Here is a 21140-nt window from a genome sequence, read left to right on the forward strand (position 1 = left end):
TTTTAATTTTTTTGGAGGAAAAAATATCAGTCTACAGTGTAAGTAATTCCTTCTTCGCTAAGGTAACTTTCATGAAATTCAATTCTTGCTTCTTCTAACAAAGAACTTAAATCCAAATACCGGGTTGAGTAGTGTCCCAATAATAACCTTCCCACTCCGGCATTTTTTGCGATAATTCCAGCCTGGGCCGCCGTACTGTGAAATGTTTCTCTTGCTCTTCCTTCTTCATCATTCCCAAAAGTAGCTTCATGATAGAGTAAATTAACACCTTTTATATACTTTACAATCTCCAAATCAAAGCCGGTGTCCGAACAAAAAGCATAACTTCTCAAGGGTCTTGGGGGATAGGTGAATTCCTCAACGGCATATTTGACATTTCCCATTTCATCCACGAAATCCTTTCCCTCTCTGAGTTTATTTATGGCTTCCAGGGGAGGTTTTTTTTCAAGTAGTTTTTCTTTAATAAGATTCCTTAACCCAGGTTTTTCTTTTATAAGGAAACCTGTACAGGCTATTCTATGTTTCAAAGGAAAGGTATAAACCTGGAATTTTTTTTCTTCCAGGACCAACTCTTTCATTTCGGGATTGGTGGGCACAAAACGGACTGGAAAATTGAGGCGTGTATTGGAGTGTTTTAATTGAACAGTAATTATTTCATCCAATCCATTTGGCCCGAAAATAGTCAATAATCTTGTTCTTTTGTGCAAATGGAAGCTGGAAATCAACCCCATCAATCCAAAAAAATGATCTCCATGCAAATGGGAAATAAAAATATAATCTATTCTGGAAAACTTTAGTTTAAATTTTCTTAACTGTATTTGGGTGCCCTCACCGCAATCAATCAACAGGAATGTATTGGCAATATTGACCAGTTGGGAGGTTTGATTTCTCCCGTGTGCTGGAATTGCGGAGTTGGACCCTAATACAGTTATCTGAAAATCCAAGATTAATCTTCCTCCCCGTCTTCTTCCCCTTGGTTGTCAATTTCATGAATGAATATGGCTTCAGCTGCCTCTTCCATGGTTTCAACAATATTAAATACCTTGTCCAACATGGAAATTTTTATGAGTTTAGTTACATGTTCATTGGGTGTGGATATAATGAAAATCCCTCCATTTCTACTGAATTCCCTGTTTCCAACCAATAAGGCACTAAGACCACTTGAATCTACATATTTAACCTGGCTCATGTCAATGACAAGGTTATTGTAACCTTCAGCATGAACTGTCAAAAGTTCGGATTTTAATTTAGGGGATAAGGATGAGTCAAGTTTTTCTTCCAATGGTGTAAAAACCACATACTGTTCTTTTTTATCTACGGTATATTTCATCGATTTTCAATTCTTTATAAGTTATTCAAAATTGCTTTTTCAATATTTTTTTCAAGATTTTCTGTGCCCTGCTTCACAAATTTATCTCCTGTAATTTTTTCAAAAAGCTCAATATACCTTTCTGAAATTTCCTGTACAAATGAGTCGGGCATTTCAGGTACTTTTTGGCCTTCCTTACCTTGAAACCCATTTGAAATCAACCATTGTCTTACAAATTCTTTGGACAATTGTTTTTGGGGCAAACCCTTTTCCTGCAAATCTTTATATCCATCCGCATAGAAATATCTGGAAGAGTCGGGGGTATGGATTTCATCGATCAATAAAATTTCATCTCCGAACTTTCCAAATTCATATTTAGTGTCCACTAGGATCAGGCCTTTTTCATTTGCCATTTGGCTTCCTTTTTCAAAAAGCGCATGTGTATACTTTTCCAAAACTGCATAATCCTCTGGACTTACAATTCCTTTTGCCAAAATATCTTCTTTGGAAATGTCTTCATCATGACCTTCTGAGGCTTTTGTGGTGGGCGTGATAATTGGCCTTGGAAGTTTATCATTTTCATTTAATCCATCAGGTAAAGAAACCCCACAGATCATGCGTTTGCCTGCCTTGTATTCCCTAGCTGCATGTCCGGCCAAATAACCTCTTATGACCATTTCAACTTTAAATGGAATACATTTTTTTCCTATGGTAACCTGAGGATGGGGCACTGAGGTTACCCAATTCGGTACAATATCCGAGGTTGCCTGTAAAAATTTGGCTGCAATTTGATTCAATACTTGCCCTTTGTAGGGAATAGGCCTTGGAAGGACTACATCAAAGGCCGAAATTCTATCAGAAGCCACCACCGCCAATTTGTCTTTGAAAATATAGACATCCCTGACTTTTCCTTTGTAGAATCCAATTTGTCCCGGAAATTGAAACTTTGTTTCTGTTATCGCAGCGCTCATAATATTTTTTAATTGGACAAAAATAGAAAAAGACAAAGTTTTGAGCGTGTCTTTTTATAAAAAGTTATGAAATTCTTTTATTGATATTCTTTGGTATTGATTAACCTACCGTCTTTAAATTCCCTTTCCATTGTTAATTTCCCGTTTTCATCATAAACCTTTTGAATACCGTTTAGAAATCCATATTGATAGGGGAGGGTTTCTTTGATTTGCCCTGAAGGATAATATTTTGTTGCTGTTCCTTCTTCTTTTCCGTTTCTGAAATATATCTCTTGTTCTATCTGACCGCCTTCATAGAAAGAATGTATTTTTGTTATCAAACCCTGTTCATTATAGCTTACTATTTCTTTTTTCTGGCCATTCTCAAAATAGGAAACCAAATCGCCAGATGGAATCCCCTTTTTATAGGTGAGGGTTTCCTGTAGTTTTCCGCTTTCATAATAACTTTTGGAGGTCCCTATCGGATCTCCATTCTTATAATTTCCCTCTCTTGCCAATTTTCCATTAGGAAAATAGGCCAAAGACTCCCCATGCTGGTATCCGTTCTTATAATTGAATTTGGATTTAATTTTACCATCGGGATAATAATTTAATTGAGGGCCATTAATTATCCCTTCTTTATATGAAGTACTGGAAATCAACTGACCATCTTCATCAAAAGATTCTTTAATTCCATTCAATAATCCATTCTGATAGGGAGATTTTTCAATCAGATTTCCTTCTTCACCATATTCGTAAGTAAAACCATGAGGTTTATTGCCTTTAAATTCAGCTTTTTGCCTGACTTCTCCTGATTCATAGTAGGATATTATCTCGCCTTCTAACAGGTTGTCAACAAAGTTGGCTTTTTGGGATATCCCTCCGCCTTGAAAAAAACTTGTTGTTGGGCCCTGTCTTTGGTTATTGATATAGGTAATTGTTCTTAGCGTGTCTTTTGAATTAGGGAAAAAATCCACAAAAAGCCCTTCTTTTTTACCGTTTACCAGCTGACCTGAAACAGCAAGACTACCGTCCTCATAATAGAGGCGATAGTCTCCCTGAGCAATTCCGTTGATTTCCTGATAAACTTCCTTTACATGAAGTTTTTGTTCATCATAATAGGTCTTTACCTGTTGCTGGGCATGTGCATTCAAAAATGAAATGAAAAAAAGAAAAAGGAAATAAATTCTCATTTTGAAAACAAACAACAGTGAATATATGATGAAATCCGGTTAATCCTAAATTTTTTCTATGACAATGGCAGAGGCTCCCCCACCTCCATTACAAATTCCAGCAACACCGATTTTTCCATTTTTTTGGTGTAGGACGGAGTTCAATGTGGTGATGATTCTTGCACCGGAGGCTCCAAGCGGGTGTCCCAAAGAAACAGCGCCCCCATATACGTTTAATTTATCTTTATCAAGATTCAATTGTCTTTGATTGGCTATGGCAACTGCTGCAAATGCCTCATTGATTTCATAGAAATCCACATCGTTTTCAGTTATACCTGCATTTTTTATGGCCTTGGGAATAGCAATAGCAGGGGCAGTGGTAAACCATAATGGATCTTGTGCAGCATCCGCAAAACCACGGATTTTGGCAATAGGTCTCAACCCCAATTCCTGTACTTTTTCTTTGCTTGCCAAAATAATGGCAGAAGCCCCATCATTCATGGTAGATGCATTGGCAGCGGTAACTGTTCCGTCTTTTTCAAAAACAGGTCTTAACGAAGGAATTTTTTCAAATATTACATTTTTATATTCCTCATCTTCGTCAATGACAATTGTTTCACCTTTACGTCCGGATATTTCCACAGGCACCACTTCATTTTTAAATGCACCGGATTTCCAAGCTTCAGCAGAACGGGTATAGGACTGTATGGCATAATTATCCTGATCTTCTCTGCTGATCTTCATTTCTTTTGCCGTATGGTCTGCACAGTTACCCATTGGGAATTTATAGTAAACTTCAAAAAGACCATCTTTTACCAATCCATCCACTAATTCAGCATTTCCATATTTGTATCCAAATCTTGCTTTTGGAACATAATAGGGTACATTGGACATACTTTCCATACCACCGGCTACTACCAATTCATTTTGGCCTGTCATGATGGATTGTGCAGCAAACATCACCGCTTTCATACCGGAAGAACACACTTTATTTACTGTAGTACAAGGTACGTTATAGCCAATTCCTGCACCTATAGCTGCCTGCCTTGCCGGTGCCTGTCCAAGATTTGCTGAAATCACATTTCCCATGATGACTTCTTCAACTTCTTTAGGTTCCACACCTGCTTTTTTTAAAGCTCCTTTTATTGCAATACTTCCGAGTTCAATGGCTGTTAATCCGGACAATTTTCCGCCAAAACTTCCTAATGGTGTCCTTACAGCCGAAATAATATAGACTTCTTTCATTTGGGTTTATATTTAATTCTTAATTCTTAATTCTTAATTCTTCATTCAAAATTCAAAACCCCCTACCATTCCGGCAATCCCCGATTTGGTTTTTTACTTGGGTTTTTTCTGTTTTGCTGAATATATCGGAGCTCTGCTGCATTCATGGATTCCAGAATTTGTGCTGCCTGTTCAGGAGTAAGATTCATTTCCTGAAGTTTTTCCTTCAGTTTTTCCATTGCTTTTTCTCTTTCGCTTAAGTCAGACTCCAGGTCGGAAGGTTCATCAGATTCTTTTTCCTGTTGGGATTTTTCACCTGACTTGTCATCTTTTTTCTCCGATTCGGTAGCTTCATCTTCTTCGGTTTTTTCATCCCCTTCTCCATCTTTTTTATCAGAACTGTCTTTTTCTTGCTCCTGATCTTTTTCCTGGTCCTGTTGGTCTTCCTGTTCTTCCTTATTTTCCCCTTGGTCATCCTGTTGTTGCTGTTCGGGATTTTCTTCCAGCCATCTGCTCAGCAATTCGAAATTATACCTTGCCGCTTCATTGGTAGGATCTTTTATCAAGGAAAATTTGAAGGCGGACAATGCCTCCTCATATTTGTTTTGGCCTGCCAGTAAAATTCCATTTTGATTGGCAGAATAGGAGGTAATGAATTTGTCTGTTGAACTCTGGAGACTCTGATATGTTCTTTGGGCTTCTTCTAACTGACCGTTATAATGATAACTTAAGGCTAAATTATAGCTTGAGTTCGGTGTATTGATTCCGAATTCCGAGGATAACCTGAGATGGTTAGCTACTGAAGCCTCATAATCAGTTTCTGCATAGCTCTTAGCAGCTGCCTTGATTGCCGCATTTTTCTTCCCTATTTCCAGCCAGGAGGAAGGGATGAAAAGCATCGCGAAAAGAAGGATTCTGAAAATCATCATCATAGAATTGAACGTGATTACAATTTAATGGTTTTAAATGGTAGGATCATATCAATTACTGCTAAAAATAGCCCCATCAACAGAAAATAGAAGTATTTATTGGCGGAAGCCTCTACCATTCTGGATCCCATAACTGTGCCTTCCACTCTTTCCAGGGCCATCATAAGGTCTGGGATTTCCTGAACTTCATCAGACAGTTCAAAATATTGGCCATCTGTTTGTGCCGCTATAAGTTTGAGGTTATTGGATTCCAATCTGGTAATGGCTGGCTGATTGGTCTTTTGATCCATAATCAATCCATTCCCTTTTGGGATGGTGCTTCCCTGTGAGGTTCCCACTCCCAAACTGAATACTTTGATCCCAGCATCCACTAATTTATTGGTAATATCCCTGAAATTATCTGCAAAGTCTTCACCATCTGAAATCAATATAACTGATTTCGATTTTACGCCATTGCTTTCTTCCATCTCATACCTACTCAAAGCCATTTCCAAAGGACTGCTCAAATCTGTCCCCTGATTGGGAACAAGACCTGTATTTAATCCGTCTAAATGAAGTTGGATTACGTTTTGATCGAATGTCAAAGGGCATTGAATGAAGGCTTCTGAACTAAAGATAATAATTCCAATCCTGTCTCCCGCAAATCTTTTTGCCAGGTTTTTCAGTTCGAATTTAATCCTTTGAAGGCGGCTTGGGCCGATATCTGTTGCATTCATGGACTGGGACAAATCGATGGCAATAAATATATCTTTTCCTTCTTCTTTGATTTCTTTCAAAGAGGTGCCAATAGATGGACCTGCAAGGGCTATAATAAATAAAATAAAATAAGAGATGCGCAATAACAGCTTAAAGAAAAGCCTATGTTTGCTTACATTCAGCTTTTTATTGATTAAATAAAACCTGAATAAGTAGCCAAAGTAAAGCAGTCCAAAAATTACTGCCAGCCAAATTATAAGACTAATGTCCGGATATGCCCAAATCATGGCCTGAAATTATAAAATAATGATGAAAAGAAAAGGATTAAGAAATTATTGCTCTAATTTTCAACAGCCGATATCAATTCTGCGTTACTTATTCAAAACATGACATAATGATGAGATTTTTACCAGCGCTGTTGGGTGTTTTATATTTTGGGATTGTCTTTTCTGCTAAGTCACAACAGGTGGATTTTGTTAAAGGAGTTGTTTTTGAAATAGAAAACGATCAGCCACTTCCTGGAGCCAATGTATATTGGGAAAGCGAACCACAGAAGGGTGTGGTCACTGATATCAACGGTGAATTTACTATTGAAAGCATTGAGTTTCCCGCCAAATTGGTCATTTCATTTATTGGTTTCAAAGAATCTGTACGGATAATATCAGTGAAAGATTTGGAAAAACCTTTGAAATTTTACCTAAAACCTGATGAGCTGTCTTTAGAAGAAATCATTATCAGGGACAGGGCGCCGGATCAGAATGTGAAAAGTCTGGATATGGGGAAATCTAGTATTCCTATAGAAACCATCAAAAATATTCCGGCATTGTTTGGGGAAGTTGATTTGTTAAGAAGTCTACAATTGCTTCCCGGAGTGCAAACAGCAGGGGAGGGTACCACGGGTCTTTTTGTACGTGGAGGTTCAGCAGATCAAAACCTAGTCCAGTTGGATGGAGCACCTATCTACAACCCATCTCACTTTTTCGGTTTTTTTTCGGTATTTAACCCGGATGCCTTACAGGGAGTTGAATTTTACAAAGGTACAATCCCTGCCAACTACGGCGGAAGGATTTCTTCTTTGATTGATGTTTCTTTGAGGGAAGGTAATTACCAAAAAATTAAAGGGGAAGGAGGGATAGGAACCATAAGTTCAAGATTAACAGTAGATGGCCCCCTTTTTTCAGATCAATCCTCGTTTACTGTTTCAGGAAGAAGAACTTATGCAGATGCTTTTCTGAGGTTATCCCCCAATGAGAATATCAATAATAATGATTTATATTTTTTTGATCTCAGTGGAAAATTCACCTTCAAATTAGGGGAAAAGGATAAACTCAGTATTTCCAGTTACTATGGATCAGATTTCTTAGGTTTGGAAAGGCAATTTGGATTAGGTTGGAACAATTGGATTACCTCTGCTCTTTGGAACAGGAATATAAGTGATAAATCCTTTTTTGACTTGAATATTTATCATAGTAAATACAAATACCTGGTAAATTTTGACGATGAGGACAATGGTTTTAGGTGGGATAACGTGTTATCTGAAACGGGTGCGAAGGCCCAATGGTCATTTCTTCCTTCCGAGAATACTATTTTTCAATGGGGTTTCCATACCCAATTGTATCATTTTGCACCCATAAATTTGTTGCCTTCATCCAATTCTTCTATTGAACCTACCAATACAAATCCAAGAAATGGGCTTCAGAACAATCTTTTTATTTCTGCATCTACTGATGTGAATTCAAAATTGCGGATTGAGACAGGTTTGAGATGGAGTTTTTATAATCAAGTAGGAAAAGGGGTCACTTACATTTATAGGGGCGGTGTTCCAGAACCGGATGCGGTAATCTTGGACAGTCTTTCTTTCGGACGTTTTGAGAATATGGAGTTTTATCAGGGTCTTGAACCCAGGTTTTCTTTTCGTTATTTGTTGAAAGATGACCTTTCCATCAAAGGAGGATTTAACCGCAATTATCAATACGTACAAGTTGCCTCTAATAGTTCTGCGGGATTACCCATTGACAGATGGATTCCAGCAGGAACTTATATCCCTCCCATCAGGGGAGATCAGGTTTCTCTGGGTATTTTTAAAAATATCGCCCGGAATAAATGGGAATTATCCCTAGAAGGTTATTATAAGGATTTTAAAAACATCATCGATTTGAGGCAGGGAGCAAGTGTTTTATTTACCGACAATGTCGAGACTGAGATTTTGGTTGGTAATGGATATGCTTATGGATTGGAGTTTTTGCTTAAAAAAAATATCGGAAAAACTACAGGTTGGCTGAGTTATACTTTTTCCAGAACATGGAGAAAGGTTGATGGGATAAGTGACAACAACTGGTACAATCCACGCTTTGACAGGCCCCATGATGTTACTTTGGTTTTGAATCATGAATTTTCAAAAAGGTGGTCCGCAAATTTAACGTTTGTGTATACGACCGGCCAAGCGGTTACCTTTCCTATTGGTTCTTACGAAGTAGACACCCAACGCTTGCCCTTGTATGGAAGTCAAAGGAATGCAGACCGTTTCCCGGATTATCACAGAATGGATGCCTCTGTCACCTGGAGAAATACAGATAAAGGAAGAAAATGGAGGGGAAGCTGGAATTTCAGTATTTACAATCTATATGGTAGAAAAAATCCATTTGCCTATCAGTTTACTGAAATTGTCAATGATCAAATTGACTTTGATCCAGGTTCGGGAGAGGAAGTTTTCAGTAGAAGGCCAGGGGTGGTCATGACCTATTTATTCACCTATATTCCTGCCATTACTTATAATTTTCAATTTTAGTATGAGAAATTTAATCATCCTTTTATTTTCAATTGGCTTATTTTCCTGTCAGGAAGAAGTGAATCTTGACTTGGGAACGGTTGAACCAATGCCTGTAATTGAAGGGGTTTGGACGGATGCTGGGGCGCTCAATTTCGTCAGGATCACAAAATCCAAGGATTTTTATGATGAAGAACCCAATCAAGTCATTGATGATGCCTTGGTTGTCATCAGAAACCTTTCTACAGGATTCAATATCCCTTTTCGTTATTCCAATCAGGCCAATAGGTATTTTCCATTTTTCAATGTGGGAGGTACCATTGGAGATACCTATCAACTTTCAGTAATATGGAATGGAAATGAATATGTTTCAGAAGGTATCTTGATGGAGCCCCCTGTTTTGGATAGCATCACTTATGAATTCAGAGAAGAGAGGACCTTTAGAGAAGAAGGATATTATATTACGCTGTACGGAAAAATTCCTTTTACAGAAGACAATAACTACAGGGTAAGAATCATTAAAAATGACACCTTAATGAACAATAGGAACGATTATCTTCTTTTTGATGATACTTTTGGGACTTCGATTCTGGATAATGGTTTCGAATTGACCGGATTTCCCTTTAAAGCCAATGACAGGGTCAGGTTAGAACTTTTCCGACTTAATAGGGATGCTTTTGATTACCTCAACCAACTGGTCAGTTTATTGTTTAATGATGGGGGCTTATTCAGTCCACCTCCTCAAAATCCACAATCCAACATCAGGAAAATTTATGGTGACCAAGAGGCCCTTGGATATTTTATGGTAAGTCCAGTATTGTCAGAAACGTTGGTCATTGAACCGGATTGATTGTTTGTATTATCTGGTATTCACTCCATACAATTCCTTACTTTTGTGGTATGATCGATTTTGACCTCAAAGGAAAAGTGGTAGTGACCTGTAAGGACAGGTTTGCACCTTATTTGGAAAAAGAACTTTTGGAACTTGGTTTTAGACCCCGACATGTTTCTAGAACCCATATAGAACTCTATGCAAGTTTGAACGACTGTATTGATTTAAACCTTCACTTAAGGACTGCCAGCCATGTGCTTTATGAAATAAAATCTTTTTACCTGCATAAAGCAGATGATATCTACAGGAGGGTGAAATCTCTTCCTTGGGAGGATTTTATAGATGTTGACACTTATTTTTCAGTGGTATCCCATGTAGAGAATGATACAGTCAATAATCCTTTATTTGTAAATGTAAAAATCAAGGATGCAGTAGTGGACAGGTTTAGGGAGAAATTTGGGAGAAGGCCTGATACAGGGGCAGATTTCAATGGAGCGGTCTTTCAGTTATATTGGAAGGATACCCAGGCAAATTTGTATGTCAACACCTCTGGGGAAACTTTGGCGAAGCATGGCTACAGGAAGATACCTGGGCATGCACCTATGTTGGAGGCCTTGGCATCTGCTACCATTTATGCCTCTGAATGGGACAAAAATAGTCCATTTATAAACCCCATGTGCGGTTCAGGAACTTTGGCCATTGAGGCCGCTTTAATGGCTACAGGAAGATTTCCGGGATTATTCAGAGATCATTATGCTTTTATGTATATCAAAGGATATGATGAGGAGGTTTATGAAAAGATCAGGAGAAAGATGGAAAATAAGATAACTTTAAATCCTAATTTAAAAATTATAGCCTCTGATATCAGTGAACAAGCAGTGCTTTTTGCCAAGGAAAATGCGGGAATTGCCGGGGTGGAGGAACTGATAGATTTTGAAGTCTGTGATTTTGAAGAGACAAATGTACCTCCAAATGAGAACGGTGTTGTTTTTTTTAATCCTGAGTATGGGGAGCGTTTGGGAGAGGAGGGCGATTTGGGAGAAACATATAAGAGAATGGGGGATTTTTTGAAACAAAAATGTTCCGGATATTCCGGATATATTTTTACAGGAAATATGGCCTTGGCCAAAAGAGTTGGTTTGAGAACCTCCAGAAGAATTGAATTTTACAATGGGACGATTGATTGTCGATTATTGAAATATGAGTTGTTTAAGGGAAAGAAGGAGTGATTGTTTAGATGAAAATTGTTAAAAAAGGCCCTGGATCTTTCCCAGGGTCTTTTTCTTAAATTTTACCAGACAGTGCATCCATTTTCTTTTTCAGATCAAGAATAGCAGCACTATACCTTTCATCCCATTCCTGAAGCCTTTCGGTATTTTTCATTTCAATTTCATACTGTATTCCGGGTAATACCCAGGAGGCATATCCACTGAAAGGATCAGTGGAAGCATATAGGGATCTGTACCAGTTGCCATAATACATGCCTTTTGGATCGATGAAACTTTTCTCCAACGCCAAAAGATCTTTGTTAATGATTGAGGCTTTTTTACTGTCCAAACTTCCATTTTCCAGGGCTTTTGCTATTTTACTTTCCAAATCGGCTGCACTGATTTTTAAAGCAGCGATTGCATCTTTGGATTTACCGAATCCAACAAAGTCACTCTTATAGCCTTTTACCTGTTTTTCTGCATTGCCGAAATGGATATCCAAATCGGTAGCGTAGCGGGATAGATGATAAGGTATGAGTTCTGCATTTGCCAATCTCAAGGCGATAATCCCTATCACTTGTTCAACAGTTCCCCCCATTTTAAAACTTGGATCTGCAAATTTTTCATAAAAGTACATGTCATCATAATTGGTGTGGTAAAGAGAAGGTCCACCCGCCCCTCCATTTATTGATGGGACTCCCACATGCATGTAGAATGCAATATGGTCAGAACCTCCTCCTAAGTTACCTATGGTCGGCTCTTCCCGATTTCCCGCCCAAACTTCATAAACTGTTTTTGTGGAATCAGGGTACATTACTTCTTTTGCTGATTCCATGATGATTTTTTTCATGGTAGGAGAGGCTGAAGCCCCGAAATTTCTTCCCCCGACAGCCGCATCTAAATTGATATAGGCTACTGCTTTGGCATTCAGTTCATCCCTAAGTTGTTCTACCCATTCAGTGGATCCAATGACCCCATGTTCTTCAGCGTCCCAATGGGCTATAAGGATAGATCTGCCGGGCCGCATACCTTGTTCAGCCAATTTTCCCAATGTTTCTGTCATGCTCAGAAGCATGGCTGTACCGGAATTGGGGTCAGTAGATCCAAATGCCCATGCATCATAGTGACAGCCAAGAATTACCCATTCATCCGGATTGGTAGCTCCTTTTAGAGTTGCAATGACATTATTGGCTCTTACCATACCCTGTTCCTGCTCAACTTTTAATCTTACCAAGAGTTCAGGGCCTCCCTCCAAACGGTAAGTAAATGGAAGGCCTCCCTGCCAACCTGCAGGCACTGCTTTCCCTTGCATTTTTTCCAGGATTTCCTGTGCTGAACCATAAGAAATTGGAGTTACAGGAATGGTGTGGAGACCTTTTACCTCTTCTGGTTTGAGACGGTTAACCTTGGTTTTGCCATCTAATGGCAATGCAGGTTCAAATGGCGTTAACGCATCTCCGGTCCAATCAACTGTCAATAAGGAACCTCTTTGAATCGAATTGTCATTAAAAAGGAATCCCTCCGGATATACAGGACCCCTTACATAACCTGCATCTGCAGGATCTGTGAAAATTATCAAACCTGCTGCTCCGTATTGTTCGGCAAATTTTGCTTTATAACCTCTGAAATTTCCTCCATAACGGGCAAGTACAATTTTACCTTTTAAATCTATTCCAAGCTCTGCCAATTTTTCAAAATCAGCCTTGGTGCCGTAATTAGCATAAACAACCTCCGCAGTCACATCACCACTTCCGGAAAAAGCATTCCATCCCTTTTTTAGTTCAGGATGGTTTGAAAACGGATTGTCTTTAACAATATACTCTTGCTGGTTCAGAGGTTTTCTGATTGGATAGACCAGTTCAATTAGGGATTCTCCCTGACCTTTTGTCAAATAAAGATCATAAGGATAGACAGACACTTCCCAACCTGCTGTTTTCATGGTTTCCACCATGTAATCCTTTACTTTTTCATTTGCAGCACTTCCTGCAGTATGAGGTTCTGCCGTAATCGTACTCAAATGTGTTTTAAAACGGGTGAAATCAACCGTTTCTTTGAATTTTTTTTCAAATTCTTTCTGCCTTGAATCAGAAGCTTTTGAAAAACCATCTAAGGATTGTGCTTTAGTTTGGAATACAAGCAGTATTGCAAAAATGAATAAAAGTAGATAATGTTTCTTCATAGACTTTGTTTTAGAGATATGCCGAACTACAAATATATCCAAAGCTATCCTTTGGGGCATTGATTATTTTTAAATGGTTGATATTTGTTTTGGCCGATTGAACTTGATTTTTGATGATTATCCTTATCAAACCAGGCAAGTCTTTCAACCGGCCCAGCATTCTAATTCTTTTTACTGTACACATTTTAGTACCTTGCTTATCGGGTTAAAGCGTTAGTATGAAAATATGAAAGAATTTTTATGGTTTTATCTAAGATTTTGAATATCGGAATAAATTAACTTTTAAATTTAAATCATGATCTTTATTATGTAATTGCAACATATTGAAATAAATTAGTTTAGCATGATAGAAAAGGTTTCTGTAGGGTCAGAAGATATAGAATTAGTCCCCCAACTTACTTTGGATTGTGTCATTTTTGGATTCCATGATAATGTTTTGAAGATTTTACTTTTAAAATGGAAAGGGACAGATCTATGGAGTTTGCCCGGAGGGGTGATAAGGCAAAATGAATCTTTGGATGAAGCGGCTATTCGTGTCCTTAAAGAAAGAACAGGAATGGACAAAATATTTTTGAGGCAGTTTTATACATTTGGAAAAGTACAGCGCTACGATACAAATGATATTCAAAAACAATTGGCCCATGTCATTGATCCCAAACTTTGGTATCAAAGGGCAATCTCGATAGGGTATTATGCATTGGTTGATTATGAGGAGGTTTTTCCTAATCCTGACCACCTTTCAGATGAATGTGCCTGGTGGGATTTGTCTGATGTTCCGCAGTTACTTTTTGATCATGGGGAAATTTTGGAAAAAGCCTTGCATGCTCTTAGGTTGGAGTTGAGTTTTCAACCCATTGGACTGAATCTTCTTCCAGAGAAATTTACCATGCCGGATATGATGAGAATGTATGAGGCGATTTTGGGTAAAAAAATAGATCCCAGGAATTTCCAAAAGAAAATCCTTAATTCGGGCATTGTGGTAAAATTAAAAGAGGTAAAGAAGGGGGTCGCCCACAAATCACCATTTTTATATAAATTTGAAGAGAAAAGATACAAGGAAGTATTAAAAGAAGGAGGGCTATTTTTTATTTAGTTCCAAGATACTATCTTCAATTCAAATAGAAATTCTTAGAAATCATGAGCTCGGTCTCTTTATTGAAGTTGCAAAAAATTGCCTATTCATTGATCATTTTTGTTTTAGTGGTGTGGATCATGATGGCAGGTTCAATTATAATTCTGCCTTTGGTCTGGGGAGCATTTTTTGCCTTTGCTTTGTATCCCATTTCCAATTGGTTGGAGGAAAAACGATTTCCAAGGGCTTTTGCCATATTGATCACTTTAATTTTTGTGACCTCCATTGCCGCAACAGTCTTTTATGTTCTCACAGATCAAGTAATCGGTCTAATTTCAGATATTCCTGAAATCCAAGCTTCTTTTGAGAAAAAGATGAATCTTTACCTCAGCGATATGGGACATTATTTGGGTATGGGGGAGGAAAGTATGCCCACTACATCGGATTTTTTAAAAAAAGAAAACTTAGAGTCAGCGTTATTTGAAACAGGTAGGTCCCTGGTGCTTTTAGGTGTGATCCCTTTATTTGTTTTTTTGATGTTGTACTACAAAGATTTCTACGTGGAATTTTTGAGGAAAATAGCCAAAGATGGCGAACATACTATTTTAAATTGGATCAGGGAATCAGGAGGTGTAATCCAATCCTACTTATTAGGGATGCTCATGGTTACGATCATTGTCAGTATTATCTGTGGTTTTGTATTTTATTTTTTAGGGATCAAATACTATGTTCTTTTTGCAATTTTTATAGCGGTGATGAATTTAATACCATACGTAGGGGTCATATTCAGTTCTTTGCTGTTGGTGTTCTATGTACTCTTGACTACTGATAGTTTGTTTTATCCTTTAGCCACCCTCTTTATGTTGTGGTTGATCCAGTTTATAGAAAATAATTTCATTACCCCTGTGGTGGTTGGAGCTAGAGTCAGGGTGAATGCTTTTGCCGTAATATTGGCCATTTTGGTGGGAGGATTTATTTGGGGCATATCCGGCATGATATTATTTATTCCATTGGCTGGTCTACTTAAAATTACTTTTGAGAAAATACCAAGTCTGGCTCCTTATGGCTACTTAATGGGGGAGAATTATCCCGTAATTCAAAACAAGGAGAATTTTTATATGTTATTTAAGAAAAAGTTCAAAACCAAAAAAGAGGCCTGAAAAGCCTCTTTTTTGTGCGCACGAGAAGATTCGAACTTCCACACCCGAAGGCGCTGCCGCCTGAAGACAGTGCGTCTACCAATTTCGCCACGTGCGCGTTTCTTAAATAAAAATACCCGATCAATCGGGTATTTCAGGTATTCTAAGTCGGGGTGGCAGGATTCGAACCTACGACCTCCACATCCCAAATGTGGCGCGATACCGGGCTACGCTACACCCCGAACAAAAAAGGATTCCTCAGAATCCTTTCAGCAGAGAGTGGGGGATTCGAACCCCCGGTACGGAATTACCCGTACGACAGTTTAGCAAACTGCTGGTTTAAGCCACTCACCCAACTCTCTAATTTTTTATCTCTACCCGTACGGCAGTTTATCCCAATACCGATCGGGATGGTTTAAGACACTCACCGAATTATTTACATTAAGAAACCAAGTGCTTATCAAAGCAAACAAAGTTTCTAAATGAGAAGAAGGTTTCTAAACCTTTACAATTTCAGATCTTTATCTGAATTATGAGTTGCAAATATAAGGGAATCTTGGAGAATTTAGCAAAATGAAATCTGCATTAAATCAATTTAGAAAGATGATTTTTTGAACAGAAAGAATAATCATCTGTATGTCAAGGGAAAAAAATCTTTCCTTTTGATATTTTTTATTTAAAGAGCGATAAAAACATAAATCTTTGACCTTATTACAAGGTAGGAATCCCATTTTTATAATATTTTTTTTCATTTAAAATTTTACTTTACATTTTTGACCATCAAGCTGATTTTTAGTAAAAATACATACATTTTAATAGCAGGCTTTTCAAGAGCTGTTCGGTTTATTTTTGATGAAAATGGTATTAATTCATGTTAAAACGTAATAATTAAGTGATAAAAATACCCTTAAGAGGGTATTTTTTTGAAAAAATTTCTTCTGTATATTTGAATTGATTATTATCTGAAAATTATACAGAATCTATGATCCTTCTTTCTTTGAACAATCCAGAATGATAAAAATTTTACAGAAATGATAATTACCTCTCTTCATGGAACCTTCTCCATCAATAGTTGTGAAAAGGACCAGGACAAACTGATTGTCAGGTCTAAGGAGAAAGATAGTTTAATGAGAATCTTTGATTCAAAAAGAATCATTCAATGTGAAATTGATGGATCTTCCTATTTTGTGACCTTATGTAAACAGGAATTTGCCCATTCTTTGATCATGTTGGTTAAAGAAGTGAATTATTCTGATTTTAATCAATTACAGTCAGAAATTAAACTGGCTATGCAATAATTTCGGACATCTAATGATTATTAGAGGAAAGTTTTTTGTATTATAATTAATCTCATTAAGAATTTACGCGAGGATTTTTATTTGAAATCCAATAAACAGTTTGTGAAATGAAAAAAACTGTTTAAAAAATTTTAGGGTTTATTTTTATTATTTTTTAGAATAAAATTCTTTAAAAAATTCTATTTCAAAACTATATTTTAATCTTTTTATCTTGTACCTTTGAGGAGATTAGAAAAAATATAATAGAAGCCTTTTTAAAATAATACCCTGCTCAATTCTATGTTGAAACTGGATGAAATAGAATCCTTAGTTCCGGCAACCTTCAAAAATTCAGACCTTATTTATGTTTGTGTATTGGATATTGAAGGACAGGTTTATTTTGCCAGTAAGAGGTTTGAAAAATTATTTAAGCCTAATGCCACTGTAATTCAGGAAAAAAACTTTTTGGACACCTTGAGTAAAGGTGATAGGCCTAATATTCATGATTTTTTTATGAAAGTAGTGGAGCGTCCAAACCATAATTTCCAGATTGATTTGCAACATGGAAATACACCAATCACTTGGGAGTTTTCGGTAATGAAAAATGAGGAAGGTGATTTTTCTGGGATTTTGGGTCTGGGATATCCTAAAACGTCAACTCATCAGGCATCTTTAGAAGAAAAGACCTTCCCAAAAGATGTGAGCCTTATTACAGATGTTTTTTTCCAATTGAATCATTCTTGGGAAATTGTTTCATTGAATGAACATGCGGAAAAATATTTTGGATATTCAGAAAATCAGCTTTTGGGTAAAACCATTTGGCAGATTTATCCCGATCAAAACATTTACAGATTTGCATTGGAGTTCAAAAATGCTAAAGAAACTAAAACGCTTAGAATTTTTGAGGAGTACAGCAGTATCAATGGTAAATGGTACAAAGTATTTGTAATTCCCAGGCCTACAGGTCTTGATATCATTTTCAAAGATATTTCTGAAATTCAAAATTTATCTGGAGAGTTAAAAAAATCAAAACTCACTTTGCGGAATCTTCTGGAAAATGCCGAGGAATGTATATTTTTTGTTGGAAAAGATTTGAAAATTTTTGGTTTTAATGGAAAAGCAGAGAAACTTATTTCTTCATTTTTTTGCAGATCATTGAAAATTGGAGATAAATTTTTATCCTGTTTGTTTGAAGGTTTGGATGAGTTTTTTTTAAAACATAATGAAAGGATTTTCAAGGGAGAATCAGTGGTTTTGGAAAATGAAGTAATTCACCCCAGATTGGGAGACAAAATTTGGTTTAATCATAAGTTTTATCCTTTACAGGAATCTGACAAGAGAATTAATGGTTTTATTTATATCTGCAAAGATATCCATGAGGAAAAGGTTAGAATAGATAAAATTAAAAATCAAAATCGCTTGATGCGTGACATACTCCATCGCCAATCTACAACTTTAAGGTCACCTTTGTCATCGATACTTGGTTTATTGGAATTGATTGACAAGTCCCAGATGGATAAGGAAAACAAAAAGTACTTCTCCTATTTAAAACCACTTGCCCAGGAATTGGACAAGGTAATCAGGGAAAACAGCAAACAGGTTTCTGATTTGGATTAAAAGTAGGTTTTAAAATTGAATCTGAACAATTTGGGAGTAACCCTTAACGGACCCAAAGAGATTTCTTCTGATGTAACCCAACCAACGTTGTCCTCCTTAAAATAAATCCCTTCAGTTTGCCCTAATTCCCTTACATTACCTAATATGATTTTGTTTTTTTCTCCGCTGAAAATATTGAAGGAAGGATAATCTGAAAGTAACCATAAAAAACTTTGGGAATTAGTTCCGGAATTGGTATAACCAAGAAGGATAATTACGCCATTTGAGATATTGATATCAGCAGCAGTAATAAGTCCACTAGTATCAAATATTTTCTTTAAATCAGCTGTCTGGTTACCTGGGATATCTGGTACAGTATAATAATTGGTCTGATTATCGGCCCAGTTTTTTGTAAATAAATGAAATTGATTATTGGCAAAGAAAAAAGCTTCGCAATCGAAATTATGGTTTTGGGAAGGAGGGTCAAAGTTGGTTTGTTCAGGATAGGAAAAAAATATTTTTTCAGCGATAACTTCTTCCAATGCCAATAAGTCTGATTTTTTTACTTTTAGAATGGCCAGGTCTTTTCTATTACCATCATTGTTCCCAAAATCCCCTATATAAATATGGTCTGTGCTTTGTGCCATACTTTCCCAATCGATGTTTTCTGCATTGCTTATCCTTACTTTTTTTAGGATTGAACCATTGATGGCATCCAACTGATAAAGGATATTTTCATTGCCTTTGTCATTTATTGTCCAAAGGGCATCATTAAAAAATGATAGAGCTGATGACTCTTTCACCTCCCTATCTAATTCTGTAATGAATTCCAAATTGTAGGTAGCCGGAATAGGTTCTTTTAAAGGTATAGGCTTTTCAATTTTTTCTTCACAAGATATCCCAACAAAAATGAGGAGGGGAAGTAGAAATACGGATTTTTCAGCCTGAATTTTCATTGCAATAGGAGTTTGGGGTTAAAAAAATCATTAAACGGCCTATTGACAGATTAACTCAACTAATATTGAGTTTTTGGATAAAGTTAATAAAAATCACCAATTAATTGTCCAAAACAATTCTTGAATAATACTGTTTAGATGTTGTAAATTAATTGAGTTATGAAAGAGGTGTTAAATGTTTATGCTACAAAGTCCAATGGAAACAATAACGGAAATGGAGTTTTAAATTCAGAAAATAAGCTATTGATCAAGGATGCCATTTTTATTCGGAATAAGGGAAACTTGGTTAAGGTTAAATTCAAGGATATTTTTTGGCTGAAGGGTGATGGAAATTATACAACTTTAGTGACCAGAAGCCATGTTTTTTCCTTAAGAAATATTCTCAAAGAATTTGAAACTGTCCTGCCTGAGGACGATTTCCTTAGAATTCACAAGAGCTACATAGTTAGGATTAATGAAATTAACACCATCAATCCAAGAGAAGTTACAGTAGGAAAGGATGTCATCCCTGTTGGTAGAACCTATTTTCAAAATTTAATTAATGGGATCAACAAGCTTGGAACAGGAAACGGGGAATAAATTAAGCCTTCCACAGTAAATTACTGTCTCCATAACTCAAAAAACGGTAATCATTTTCCAAAGCTTCTTGATAAATCCTTGTCCAATTCCCATTGGTAAATGCCGCGACCAGCAAGATTAAGGTGGAAGAGGGTTGGTGAAAATTGGTTACCAAAGCATCACATACTTTAAAATCATAACCTGGCATGATGAAGATTTCGGTTGACCCGGTAATTTCGCTCAGGTCATTTTCTACCATATATTTTGAGACCTCTTGGAGACTAACTTGACGGGAAGGTAAATATTGGTCGAACCCATAAGGATATAATTTAGGAATAAAAAACTGATGGTCCTTCTCTGAGATTAATTTTACACCATACCAATATAAGCTTTCCAAAGTCCGCATGGAAGTTGTCCCGACAGCGATAATATTTCCTTCCTGTTCAGAAAGCCGTTGAATGGTCTTCAAATCGACGACAATTTGTTCGCTATGCATGTCATGGTCCTTTACATTTTCATCCTTGATGGGTTGAAAAGTGCCTGCACTGACATGAAGGGTAAGGAACTCATGCCTGATGTTGTTTTCTTTTAGTTTTTGAAATGTTTCTTCCGTAAAATGAAGACCTGCTGTTGGGGCAGCCACAGCACCTTCTTTTTTGGAATAAACAGTTTGGTACCTGGGTTTGTCTTCAGCGGTTGCCTTTCTATTGAGGTAGGGCGGAAGAGGTACTTCACCTGAAGCTTCTACCAGAGCAACAAATGGGATTTTTCCTCCCGACCACTGAAATTCTACTGCTTTACGTTCTCTATCCACTAATTTTGCATTTAAGATGCATTCTTGGCCCTGGATAGTTACCCTCCCTTGTAATATTTCATTCTCTTTCCACTTCTTCAGGTTTCCTATCATTGTTTCCCAGGTAACTGAGGAAGTGTTGATCATTACTTCATTGATGACGGTACTTGGTAATATAGGCTTCAAAAGAAAAATTTCAATTTTAGCACCGCTTTCCCTTTGGAATATCAATCTTGCTGGGATTACTTTGGTATTATTGAATACCATCATGCTACCGGAAGGTATAAGGTCTGGAATTTCAAAAAATTGATGATGAGAAATCTGATTGTCTTTGAAATGGAGTAATTTTGACTCATCCCTTTTTTCCAAAGGAAACTTTGCTATTCTTTCTTCAGGAAGGATATAGCTGTAATCAGATAATTTTATTTCCTCAATAGATGATAACTTTTGCATCTTGTGGCCGGTTTTCAATCAGGGGGCAAA

18 protein-coding genes and 3 tRNA genes are annotated in these 21140 nt (G+C 37.0%); 8 read left to right on the plus strand and 13 right to left on the minus strand.

The annotated features are described in order from the left end of the window. Window positions 1–26: 26 nt before the first annotated feature. From ACFSKV_RS03875 to ACFSKV_RS03905, 7 genes are all read right to left on the minus strand, one after another. Complete coding sequence (locus ACFSKV_RS03875; protein WP_380800529.1) at window positions 27–944, minus strand: ribonuclease Z; 918 nt, start codon at window positions 942–944, stop codon at window positions 27–29. A gap of 2 nt (window positions 945–946) precedes the next feature. Next, on the minus strand, window positions 947–1330 hold the full coding sequence (locus ACFSKV_RS03880; RefSeq protein ID WP_380800530.1) for an STAS domain-containing protein: 384 nt from the start codon (window positions 1328–1330) through the stop codon (window positions 947–949). A gap of 14 nt (window positions 1331–1344) precedes the next feature. Then, the gene (locus tag ACFSKV_RS03885; RefSeq protein ID WP_380800532.1) at window positions 1345–2280 is read right to left on the minus strand and encodes a phosphoribosylaminoimidazolesuccinocarboxamide synthase; all 936 of its coding nucleotides are present in this window, start codon (window positions 2278–2280) and stop codon (window positions 1345–1347) included. 77 nt (window positions 2281–2357) lie between these two features. Continuing rightward, complete coding sequence (locus tag ACFSKV_RS03890; protein ID WP_380800533.1) at window positions 2358–3452, minus strand: toxin-antitoxin system YwqK family antitoxin; 1095 nt, start codon at window positions 3450–3452, stop codon at window positions 2358–2360. Between the two features lie 45 nt (window positions 3453–3497). Continuing rightward, on the minus strand, window positions 3498–4676 hold the full coding sequence (locus ACFSKV_RS03895) for an acetyl-CoA C-acyltransferase (RefSeq protein ID WP_380800534.1): 1179 nt from the start codon (window positions 4674–4676) through the stop codon (window positions 3498–3500). 62 nt (window positions 4677–4738) lie between these two features. After that, a complete protein-coding gene (locus ACFSKV_RS03900; RefSeq protein ID WP_380800535.1) occupies window positions 4739–5587 on the minus strand; it encodes a hypothetical protein in 849 nt (282 codons plus the stop codon). 14 nt (window positions 5588–5601) lie between these two features. Next, complete coding sequence (locus ACFSKV_RS03905) at window positions 5602–6567, minus strand: vWA domain-containing protein (RefSeq protein WP_380800537.1); 966 nt, start codon at window positions 6565–6567, stop codon at window positions 5602–5604. 110 nt (window positions 6568–6677) lie between these two features. Between ACFSKV_RS03905 and ACFSKV_RS03910 the strand changes: the two genes are divergently transcribed. Genes ACFSKV_RS03910 through ACFSKV_RS03920 form a run of 3 tightly spaced genes read left to right on the plus strand, consistent with a single transcriptional unit; the run spans window position 6678 to window position 11108 of the window. Then, window positions 6678–9068 carry a TonB-dependent receptor gene (locus tag ACFSKV_RS03910; protein WP_380801376.1) on the plus strand — a complete coding sequence of 797 codons (2391 nt, stop codon included), beginning with the start codon at window positions 6678–6680 and terminating at the stop codon, window positions 9066–9068. Between the two features lies 1 nt (window position 9069). After that, window positions 9070–9897, plus strand: coding sequence for a DUF4249 domain-containing protein (locus tag ACFSKV_RS03915; protein ID WP_380800538.1), 828 nt, complete (start codon window positions 9070–9072; stop codon window positions 9895–9897). A 50-nt stretch (window positions 9898–9947) separates the two neighbouring features. Next, the gene (locus tag ACFSKV_RS03920) at window positions 9948–11108 is read left to right on the plus strand and encodes a THUMP domain-containing class I SAM-dependent RNA methyltransferase (RefSeq protein WP_380800539.1); all 1161 of its coding nucleotides are present in this window, start codon (window positions 9948–9950) and stop codon (window positions 11106–11108) included. A 55-nt stretch (window positions 11109–11163) separates the two neighbouring features. Here the strand turns inward: ACFSKV_RS03920 and ACFSKV_RS03925 are convergent, their stop codons facing one another. Next, a complete protein-coding gene (locus tag ACFSKV_RS03925) occupies window positions 11164–13266 on the minus strand; it encodes a M28 family peptidase (RefSeq protein ID WP_380800541.1) in 2103 nt (700 codons plus the stop codon). Window positions 13267–13609: 343 nt separating this feature from the next. Here ACFSKV_RS03925 and ACFSKV_RS03930 point away from each other — a divergent pair, with 343 nt between their 5' ends. Together ACFSKV_RS03930 and ACFSKV_RS03935 are read left to right on the plus strand one after the other, a co-directional pair. Further along, window positions 13610–14359, plus strand: coding sequence for an NUDIX hydrolase (locus ACFSKV_RS03930; protein WP_380800542.1), 750 nt, complete (start codon window positions 13610–13612; stop codon window positions 14357–14359). Window positions 14360–14403: 44 nt separating this feature from the next. Beyond that, on the plus strand, window positions 14404–15498 hold the full coding sequence (locus ACFSKV_RS03935) for an AI-2E family transporter (protein WP_380800543.1): 1095 nt from the start codon (window positions 14404–14406) through the stop codon (window positions 15496–15498). Window positions 15499–15513: 15 nt separating this feature from the next. On the opposite strand, the gene ACFSKV_RS03940 is transcribed toward ACFSKV_RS03935, so the two are convergent. The 3 genes from ACFSKV_RS03940 to ACFSKV_RS03950 form a co-directional block, all read right to left on the minus strand. After that, window positions 15514–15595, minus strand: a tRNA-Leu gene (locus tag ACFSKV_RS03940). A gap of 50 nt (window positions 15596–15645) precedes the next feature. Continuing rightward, a tRNA-Pro gene (locus ACFSKV_RS03945) sits at window positions 15646–15719 on the minus strand. A 31-nt stretch (window positions 15720–15750) separates the two neighbouring features. Continuing rightward, window positions 15751–15839: transfer RNA gene (locus ACFSKV_RS03950), tRNA-Ser, on the minus strand. Between the two features lie 669 nt (window positions 15840–16508). Between ACFSKV_RS03950 and ACFSKV_RS03955 the strand changes: the two genes are divergently transcribed. Next, window positions 16509–16775: a hypothetical protein gene (locus ACFSKV_RS03955; RefSeq protein ID WP_380800545.1), complete on the plus strand. Its 267-nt coding sequence runs from the start codon at window positions 16509–16511 to the stop codon at window positions 16773–16775. 279 nt (window positions 16776–17054) lie between these two features. Further along, on the plus strand, window positions 17055–18371 hold the full coding sequence (locus ACFSKV_RS03960) for a PAS domain S-box protein (protein ID WP_380800547.1): 1317 nt from the start codon (window positions 17055–17057) through the stop codon (window positions 18369–18371). Here ACFSKV_RS03960 and ACFSKV_RS03965 read toward each other — a convergent pair. Beyond that, window positions 18368–19306 carry a hypothetical protein gene (locus ACFSKV_RS03965; RefSeq protein ID WP_380800548.1) on the minus strand — a complete coding sequence of 313 codons (939 nt, stop codon included), beginning with the start codon at window positions 19304–19306 and terminating at the stop codon, window positions 18368–18370. The two genes, ACFSKV_RS03960 and ACFSKV_RS03965, sit on opposite strands and share 4 nt — an antisense overlap. 159 nt (window positions 19307–19465) lie before the next feature. Here ACFSKV_RS03965 and ACFSKV_RS03970 point away from each other — a divergent pair, with 159 nt between their 5' ends. After that, window positions 19466–19885: a LytR/AlgR family response regulator transcription factor gene (locus ACFSKV_RS03970; RefSeq protein WP_380800550.1), complete on the plus strand. Its 420-nt coding sequence runs from the start codon at window positions 19466–19468 to the stop codon at window positions 19883–19885. A gap of 1 nt (window position 19886) precedes the next feature. On the opposite strand, the gene ACFSKV_RS03975 is transcribed toward ACFSKV_RS03970, so the two are convergent. Next, on the minus strand, window positions 19887–21110 hold the full coding sequence (locus ACFSKV_RS03975) for an S-adenosylmethionine:tRNA ribosyltransferase-isomerase (RefSeq protein ID WP_380800551.1): 1224 nt from the start codon (window positions 21108–21110) through the stop codon (window positions 19887–19889). Window positions 21111–21140: the final 30 nt, after the last annotated feature.

The sequence above is a fragment of the Shivajiella indica genome (assembly GCF_042683085.1).
Taxonomy (GTDB): domain Bacteria; phylum Bacteroidota; class Bacteroidia; order Cytophagales; family Cyclobacteriaceae; genus Shivajiella; species Shivajiella indica.